This window comes from Streptococcus porci DSM 23759 (assembly GCF_000423765.1).
Lineage (GTDB): Bacteria > Bacillota > Bacilli > Lactobacillales > Streptococcaceae > Streptococcus > Streptococcus porci.
In genome coordinates this window covers 1-7,771 of record NZ_AUIP01000029.1, presented here as the reverse complement: position 1 = coordinate 7,771, position 7,771 = coordinate 1, and the positions used below count along the sequence as shown (strand labels likewise).

8 protein-coding genes and 1 pseudogene are annotated in these 7,771 nt (G+C 40.7%); 1 reads left to right on the top strand and 8 read right to left on the bottom strand.

The genetic code is table 11. The annotated features are described in order from the left end of the window. From G576_RS13395 to G576_RS0109540, 4 genes and pseudogenes are all read right to left on the bottom strand, one after another. A pseudogene (locus G576_RS13395) lies at positions 1-240 on the bottom strand (transposase); the annotation flags it as partial. A gap of 715 nt (positions 241-955) precedes the next feature. Then, complete coding sequence (locus tag G576_RS0109550; protein WP_027974408.1) at positions 956-1,330, bottom strand: hypothetical protein; 375 nt, start codon at positions 1,328-1,330, stop codon at positions 956-958. A gap of 9 nt (positions 1,331-1,339) precedes the next feature. Further along, on the bottom strand, positions 1,340-2,374 hold the full coding sequence (locus tag G576_RS0109545; protein WP_027974407.1) for an ArsR/SmtB family transcription factor: 1,035 nt from the start codon (positions 2,372-2,374) through the stop codon (positions 1,340-1,342). Between the two features lie 12 nt (positions 2,375-2,386). After that, positions 2,387-3,655 carry an MFS transporter gene (locus tag G576_RS0109540; protein WP_027974406.1) on the bottom strand — a complete coding sequence of 423 codons (1,269 nt, stop codon included), beginning with the start codon at positions 3,653-3,655 and terminating at the stop codon, positions 2,387-2,389. A gap of 173 nt (positions 3,656-3,828) precedes the next feature. On the opposite strand from G576_RS0109540, the gene G576_RS0109535 reads away from it, so the two are divergent. Then, entirely contained in the window at positions 3,829-4,203 is a 375-nt protein-coding gene (locus G576_RS0109535) for a PAS domain-containing protein (RefSeq protein ID WP_027974405.1), read from the top strand. A 38-nt stretch (positions 4,204-4,241) separates the two neighbouring features. Here the strand turns inward: G576_RS0109535 and tpiA are convergent, their stop codons facing one another. The 4 genes from tpiA to G576_RS0109515 all read right to left on the bottom strand — a co-directional run. Then, on the bottom strand, positions 4,242-5,000 hold the full coding sequence (tpiA, locus tag G576_RS0109530; RefSeq protein ID WP_027974404.1) for a triose-phosphate isomerase: 759 nt from the start codon (positions 4,998-5,000) through the stop codon (positions 4,242-4,244). 74 nt (positions 5,001-5,074) lie between these two features. Beyond that, positions 5,075-5,791 carry a 16S rRNA pseudouridine(516) synthase gene (locus tag G576_RS0109525; RefSeq protein ID WP_027974403.1) on the bottom strand — a complete coding sequence of 239 codons (717 nt, stop codon included), beginning with the start codon at positions 5,789-5,791 and terminating at the stop codon, positions 5,075-5,077. 133 nt (positions 5,792-5,924) lie between these two features. Continuing rightward, positions 5,925-6,653 carry a pseudouridine synthase gene (locus G576_RS0109520; protein ID WP_027974402.1) on the bottom strand — a complete coding sequence of 243 codons (729 nt, stop codon included), beginning with the start codon at positions 6,651-6,653 and terminating at the stop codon, positions 5,925-5,927. Positions 6,654-6,733: 80 nt separating this feature from the next. Beyond that, the coding region (locus tag G576_RS0109515; protein ID WP_027974401.1) for a GH25 family lysozyme at positions 6,734-7,771 on the bottom strand (1,038 nt) is incomplete at its 5' end.

The following is a 7,771-nucleotide window of genomic DNA, read 5'->3' as shown; positions in this document are numbered from 1 at the left end:
AATTGCATTTCGAGCTCTTTATTTCGTTTTCTGAGTTCTATCAACTCACGTTGTTCATCTGTCAGATTATCGACAGTTTTAAAGGAACCAGTTGTTCTTGCTTGTTTAACCCACTTGTCAAAGCTAGACGGGTCAAGTCATACTCTTTGATAATCTCGCTTCGCTTCATACCTGCATTGTGTAGGTCAACAAGAGTTGTTTAAACTCATCTGTAAAATGACGGCGAATTTTTCTAGACATATCTGTTCTCCTCTTTTCTTTAGTGTAGAACACTTTATTCTTCTGTCTAGTTTAGTGTAACCTGTTCATCCTATTATTTACAAGAGTCACTGCCCTTAACTACTGATGACAAGACATTTACCCAAAAAGCTCTAAAGCAACTAACTAAAGAACCATTAAAAGAAATAAATCCCCCCCTCCTCAACCTCCAATGAATTTTTGACTGGACTTATACTGGACACCGAACTCCTAAAATTTGGCTAAGCGCTCTAATCCTATCCTCTGGTTGTATGACTATAATTTTCACTCTCAAAAAACTTATCCGAAAATATGACACAAAAAATTGACCCTCCTTTCCTACAATCCTTTTCTCACCGAGACCTAAAGTCAGAATAATTAAAAAGAAGAAGAGATTCCGCTTTCAACAGAAGATACAGAGGCTGTTAATCATATTCTAAAAGTAATAACAAAGCAGTTATTAAGTCAAATAACACCGTCTCTTATTAAACTTCAATGGATTTTCGATTGGACTTAGATTTGAAACAAATGATTTTAAATTTTAAAAATCTCTATTATCATACTCTACAATTTATCGTTAGGCACAAAAAGCGAACAAAACAATGTTCTGGTTCCCAGAAAACTAGTTTTGTTCGCTTTTTGACACCTGAGGTCTGACTTTACTTCAGCCCCTTTTTAAATGCTATGTTACCACTCCATACTAGAGACCACTAATAATCTACTTCCCAAGTCTGTCCAAAAGTTTATCACGTTCTTCTTTCAGTTTTTCCAGTTCCTCGGTCAATTCAGCGATGGCAAGCTCAAGTCCCTTGATGGCAGTCTCGATGGCTTGATCAGCCATTTCCTGACCTGAAAAGTTAGTATCCTCTTTTTTTGAAGAAGATTCCGTTTTCTCATCTGAAAAATGAACCTTACCCGATGTTTTTTCGATTTGTCGCAGGACAAATTTCTTAATCCACCCTTCAAAGCCACTATCCTTCAAGTCATGATTAAGCTCTTCCAAAATATCAGCCTGAATACTGGCTTTCTCTTGATCTGTTAATTTGCGACCATTCTCATCATACCAGTCGCCCTTTCGTGATGTTATTTTCATAAAAATCCCCTAATTCAATTTAAAATCTGCCCTCAATTTATCAATGACTTCCTGAATCAGGTCACGATTAGGGTCATATTTGACATTTTTCTCGTCGCTGTTAAACAGCAAAATCTGGGCATCTTGCAATTTTTGTCTATGGAAAGAGACGGCTGCGCTGGTGATACCCAGATCTTGAGCAATGTCTTTACTTTTAGCATGTGGCTGAGTCAAAGCCACCAAGACCTTGTATCGGGTCAAATCACTGAGGGTTTTCAGTACTGAGGAGAAATTTTCCTCGTCCAGCTCACTATGAGTGTTCAAAACCTCATTAATCTTACAAGATAAAATAAGAAAGGTTTTATAACGCTCAAATATTGGTTCCAAGCTTAAAAGAGAAAGCCGTATCATCCAAGGACTGATAATATATAACTCCCCTTCACCCATCACGGTTTGCTGAACCATTTTCAAGGCATGGGTATTTTTTAGAAATTCCTCAAGATTGATATTTTGTGCATAACGTTCCCGTTCCTGTCGGGCTTGTTCAAAATACGGTTGATATAAGGCTACCAATTCTCGTGAGAGTTCAACCGTCTTCTTGATATTTTCAGTCATATTGCGACTATATGCAAGGATATGCCACTTATCTTCTGGTTTTATCCCTCGCTCCTCAAGGATTTCCCAATAATCCTTGTCATTAATCTCCTGAAAGCTCTCATCTATGATGAAAACACGCAGACAGTGATCCAGCTCTTCCTCAGACATGCCCAAAACCAACTGGTGCAATTCTTCAATATCTGCAGGCTCATATCCTTGATTGAGCAGATAGATATAACAAGTCGTTAAAAAGCTCCAGCCAGCAGCCATAAGATGGTAACTGCGCAACCTTGCTTCAAGAGGTTTAAAAAGCTGATAAATTTCCTCTTGTCTTTCCAAATCTTCAGCTAAAATGCTACGCTCTTTTGAAGTAAAGTCCCACATTCTATCTTTCGGAGAATAAGAGAGCATAGGTAGCATGGTCAACTCAAAGATTTCTGAATGCTGCTGATTGTAATGAAAAGTCATAACAACCTCTTTCTAAGCCACTTCAATGACTGCTTTATTTTTCTTAACCGTTCTCTTAATAGTATAACCCATTAGACCAACCGCAAGCAAGAGATAAATGGCAGAAATAGCTTGTGCTGGTAAAATCACCACTAAGCCTGACAGAGCAAATCGGCTGACCACCATACCCAAGGTCAAGAAAGTATCAATTCCTGAACCAATAGTCGCTAATTTCTCCTCTGGAATTTCACGGAACATCATAGCCGAAAATTTCGGATTACTTCCCCCTGACACAACCGATGTTGCAAGAATAAAGATGAGAGTCAGATAAATATTGTGTAAGACCAAAGCTGAGAAAAAAGCAATCAGCAGAGCCAGCAACAGCTTTATCATAAAGCTCAAATCAGCCTTTCTAAAGAGGTTGGTGCAAAGCATCGATCCCACAACATTCCCAACAAAAAAGACGATGGAAATAGTTGCAATAGTAGTCGCAGGGGTGATGATGACAAAATCCTTGAAGTCTTTGATAACGGTCATGACAATGGGGTCAAGAGTTGAGCCAATGGCGTTAACTCCCATAATAGTCACCAGACTCGTCTTTAAAACAGGAATGCTATTAATAACCTCCAGAGTTCCTTTGAAAGAAGTTGTAAGGTCAGACACCAAACCTTTTGAACTATCATTTTCAACCGTCTTGATAGGATTGTCTTTGAGAAGTTTGGAAAAGGCAGGGCGCAGACCAAGCATGATAAGAGCGCTAGCTAGGAAGGTTCCAGCGTTGAAAAAAGCAAGACTCTGATAGCTCATGAAGGTAATGAGAACCGCACCGCTTGCCTGAAAACCAATTTGTAAAATCGAACTAGCAGCTTGGCGAAATGCTATAGCACCTTCCCTATCTTCATCTGCCACCACACGGAGGGTCAAAGGTGAGAACAGATAGGACTCGTACTGACCAGAAATGTCAGAGAAGAGGTTCGCTACCACAGCCACTAAAACAATCCATAGTGCTGGTTCGAAGCCCATAGCAAGTCCAACGATGATATAGATAACCAACCTGAAAATCTGGGTTGCCAAAATGGTATCAATCTTGTTTTTGGTTTTATCCGCCCACATTCCCATGACAAAGCGGGTCAAAATAGGCAGTGACTCAGAAAGTGTCACCAAACTGATGCCCAATTCAGAATTCGGTAAAAGAAGAACGTAGTTCATCAAAGCCAAGTAGTAAAGGCTGTCCCCAAAGTTTGACAACATGTCTGAGACAAAGGTCGCCATGTAGAGTTTATTGGTTATTGCTTTTTTCATATACTTAACCTCATTTACATTTTATTAAGTGATTGTTTAATTTTATAGATAAATAATAGCACTTTAATTTATTTAAGTCAACACTTAAATAAATGATTTTAGAAATATTTTTAAACAAATGCTTAAAAAACTATCTTTTTGCTAATTTATCGTAAAAGCGTTATGATGTCAGTATGAATTATCTTGATTTTCTCCCTTACAAAATAGCTTTCTACGGTAAAGATTTAAGCTTGGTTTACAGTAATGACAAACCTGACGGTACATTTTTCCCTTCTCAAGACGATAGACTACCAGATTGGGTTTGGCAGGAGCTCTGCCATTCTACAGAAAAAAGCCTGCATGTGGAAATTCCAAATGAGGCTTTTGGTAAGGTTTTCATGCAGTCTTATCAGATGCTTTACGATGAAGCTGGCGCTTTTCAAGGTATCATGGAGATGGTGCAAGATATTAAGCCCCTGCTTTCCTCCTATCTGGACAACTCTGGTCAGGCTCTGGTGGGCTGGTCAGATGTGACTTCTGGCGCGTCGATAAGAAATGATGAAATGTAAAAAAACAGGTTGAGAAAACTCAGCCTGTTTTACACTTCTTATTTTACGAAGTCCAAAAGTGCAAGGAAGCTATCTGGTTGCAATGAAGCTCCACCAACAAGGGCACCGTCAACATCTGGACAAGCCATGTATTCAGCAACATTTGATGGGTTTACTGAACCACCGTATTGAACGCGAACTTTGTCAGCAACTTCTTGACCGAAGTCAGCAGCGACAACGTCACGAACGGCTTTACACATGTTTTGTGCATCAGCTGAAGTAGCTGATTTACCAGTACCGATAGCCCAGATTGGTTCGTAAGCGATAACTGATGATGCAACTTGCTCAGCAGTCAAACCTTTAAGTGCAGCTGATACTTGAGCGCCAACGAATTCTACTGCTTTACCTGCTTCGTAAGTTTCAAGCGACTCACCACAACAGATGATTGGCGTCATGCCATTAGCAAAGATTGCGTGAGCTTTTTTGTTGATGTCTTCGTCAGTTTCGTGGAAGTAATCACGACGTTCTGAGTGACCGATGATAACATACTCAACACCAAGGTCAGCAATTGTAGCTGGGCTGTTTTCACCAGTGAACGCACCTGCATTTTCAAAGTAGCAGTTTTGTGCTGCAACTTGCAATTCAGTACCTTTAACACCTTTTTTCATGCCTTCAAGGAAGATTGCAGGTGAACCGATGACTGTATCAACAAGTTCATTTGATGGGATAGCATTTTTAACTGCTTCAACAAATTCGCGTGCTTCAGACGCTGTTTTGTTCATTTTCCAGTTACCGGCAATGATTGGTTTACGTGACATTTCACTTACCTCTTCTTATTTTTATTTACATTGTCTATTTTATCACAAAAGTAATCTGATTTAAAGAATTTTCCCTAGAAATAACGTTTTAAGACTTCTTTTTCTTCTAAAGTCAGGGTGCGGTAGCTACCTGCTGGCAAATTCTTTTCTAGGACAAAGTCTCCAAAGGAGATACGCTTCAGGTAGATCACTTTGACACCGTAAGCCAGGAACATTTTCTTAACCTGATGAAACTTACCTTCTGAAATGGTAATATTAGCACGGCTAATCTCTGAACTTGAGCTGATAACCTCAAGATAGGCTGGTTTGCAGACCCTTCCGTCTAAAAATGCTATGCCTTTCTCAAAAAAAGCTGGCGCATCAGTCCCTAAGAGACCGTTAACCTCCACATAGTAGGTCTTGTCCACGTGATGTTTAGGATGAAGCATCCGAAAACCTAAAGGGCCGTTGTTGGTGATGAGGACCAGCCCTTCAGTATCCCGATCCAGCCGCCCAAGGGGGTAAAGTCCCTCTCGATAATCTTCCTCCGAAATCAACTCAATAACCGTCTGATGCTCCCTGTCAGTTCTCGCCGACACTACACCCGCAGGTTTATTCATCAGATAGTAAACTTCTGGAGAATGGCAGAGCTCCTGACCTGATACGGTAATGGTTTGCAGACTGGTGTCCACATTAAGATTGGCCTTTGTCACTACTGCTCCATCTACCCGTACCTGATGGGCTTTGAGGAGTTTTTTAATGTCATTTCGAGAACCGATTTGAGCTTTGGCTAGCAATTTATCTAAGCGCATAACTTTATTTTACCACAGGAGGGTAATTCCTTGCATTTTTTAGCTAAAAAGAGAACAGAGTTGGTTTTTCAAACTTCAGTTTTGTTCTCTTTTATAATTGATGTAAGACTCTTGTCTCAGACTCTGTACGGCCTTACAAAATGGTGTTAAATACTTCTAAGCTAGCTAGTTCATCTGCTGTCAGGCGACGATATTCTCCAGACCTTAAATCCTCTGGAAGGAGCAATGGCCCCATTGAATAACGTTCGAGATTGATGACTTCTTTCCCGCGGCTGGCCACCATGCGCTTGACTTGATGGAACTTGCCTTCTCGGATAGTGATTTTGACGCGGCAGCTCTCCTGGTTCTCATCAACTGACAAAATCTCTAACTTGGCTGGCTGGCAGATAACGTCTTTGAGGGCTATGCCTTTTTCAAAAGCCTTAATATCCTCCTCGTCCATGATGCCCGCCACATCAGCTAGGTAATCCTTATTGACATGTTTTTTAGGCGATAGCATAGCGTGGGCAAGCTGACCATTATTGGTCAAAAGCAGGAGCCCAGTGGTGTCAATATCTAGGCGCCCAACCGGAAAAACCTCTTTATGGCGAGCGGTTTGATCTAAGAGATCTAAAACTGTTTTGTGATGATTATCCTCAGTGGCTGAAATGACACCTTTTGGCTTGTTGAGGAGGTAATACACAAAACTTTCATATCTGAGTTCCTGACCTCGACAGATAATCTTATCGGCAGTCGCATCAATGTGTCTTTTGGGAGACACCTCTACCTGACCATTGACGGTAACTTGCTTTTTCTTGAGTAAATCTTTTACTTCTGTTCGAGTACCAATGCCACAGTCCACTAAAAATTTATCTAAACGCATAGGATTTCCTTTCTTGGACTATTATAACATAGAAAAAAACTGGCAAGGCCAGAATTTTTCTTATCTTTGATAAACATTACTCATACAGTCAGACGACCAGTATAATCAATGTTTTCATCCAGATAGTTTTTGGGTAACTTAGTTGAAACGCTAGTATACTGCCAAGCACCAAATTCCTTATAATGAGATAATTCCTTGGCTTCTGACTGCGTCATATAGGTGTAACCCTTAGTATAGTGCGCTACCCAGATATTTTGAGGACCAAATTGGCTCGTATTAAAGACACCTCCACGAATATCTAACCAGTTCGCACCAGTATAATACATATTGTCTACAAATCCAGCCTTTTTCATTTCTTCTAGCCATGCCTGCGTGTTGGTGTTCAGATTTCTCTGCATTTTGGTTTCTTCAATATCATTAATCATGACCGTCTTCCCAGATAGACCAAATGCTCTGGCTGTTTTGGTGAAATGCTGAGCTTCTGCCCTAGCATCATCTTGAGAAGTATAGTGTGAGTAGTGATAAGAAGACACCTTCAATCCTGCAGCCCTGGCATTAATAATCTGTCCTTGAGCAAACGGATTGGTATAAGTAGTTCCTTCCGTCAACTTAACCACTACCCCAAGAATTCCTTGACGTTTCAATCCTTGAAACTCTGAGACCGAAATAGAACCATTATGACTGCTGATGTCCACAAAATAATTAGCTCCAGTCTGCTCAACTGTCTGAGCTGCCACAAAGGTTCTGGTATTACGCTTATCTGTCACATACAAGTGCACATGGTATTTGCCATTCGTGTACTTGTGGTTGCTAGCCCTGACCGTCAGCTTGTAAGTGCCGTCGGCTTGTTTGGTCGGTTGATACCATTTGAGATCGTCTTGACCCTTGCTCTCAGACCACGTTGGCAACTGAACCAATGTGACACCTGCTATCGACTTAAGGTCAGATACAATCACATCAAAGGTGCCTGTTTGGTTGTTGACATTCTTAATGGTCAGCGTCGCTGTTGGTTTGGGCAGTTCTTTAACGGTCGTCTGGTCTCCTTTGAGGAAGACCAATTTGCCATCCGCTGCTCGGCCATAGGTGTGAATGTGATAGAGGCCTGTCTCGTACTTATG

Bases quoted from the DNA above. Each gene is read 5' to 3' on its own strand.
- G576_RS0109545 (WP_027974407.1), bottom strand. From the start codon at position 2,374: ATGACTTTTCATTACAATCAGCAGCATTCAGAAATCTTTGAGTTGACC.
- G576_RS0109535 (WP_027974405.1), top strand. From the start codon at position 3,829: ATGAATTATCTTGATTTTCTCCCTTACAAAATAGCTTTCTACGGTAAA.
- G576_RS0109520 (WP_027974402.1), bottom strand. From the start codon at position 6,653: ATGCGTTTAGATAAATTTTTAGTGGACTGTGGCATTGGTACTCGAACA.
- G576_RS0109525 (WP_027974403.1), bottom strand. From the start codon at position 5,791: ATGCGCTTAGATAAATTGCTAGCCAAAGCTCAAATCGGTTCTCGAAAT.
- G576_RS0109540 (WP_027974406.1), bottom strand. From the start codon at position 3,655: ATGAAAAAAGCAATAACCAATAAACTCTACATGGCGACCTTTGTCTCA.
- G576_RS0109550 (WP_027974408.1), bottom strand. From the start codon at position 1,330: ATGAAAATAACATCACGAAAGGGCGACTGGTATGATGAGAATGGTCGC.
- tpiA (WP_027974404.1), bottom strand. From the start codon at position 5,000: ATGTCACGTAAACCAATCATTGCCGGTAACTGGAAAATGAACAAAACA.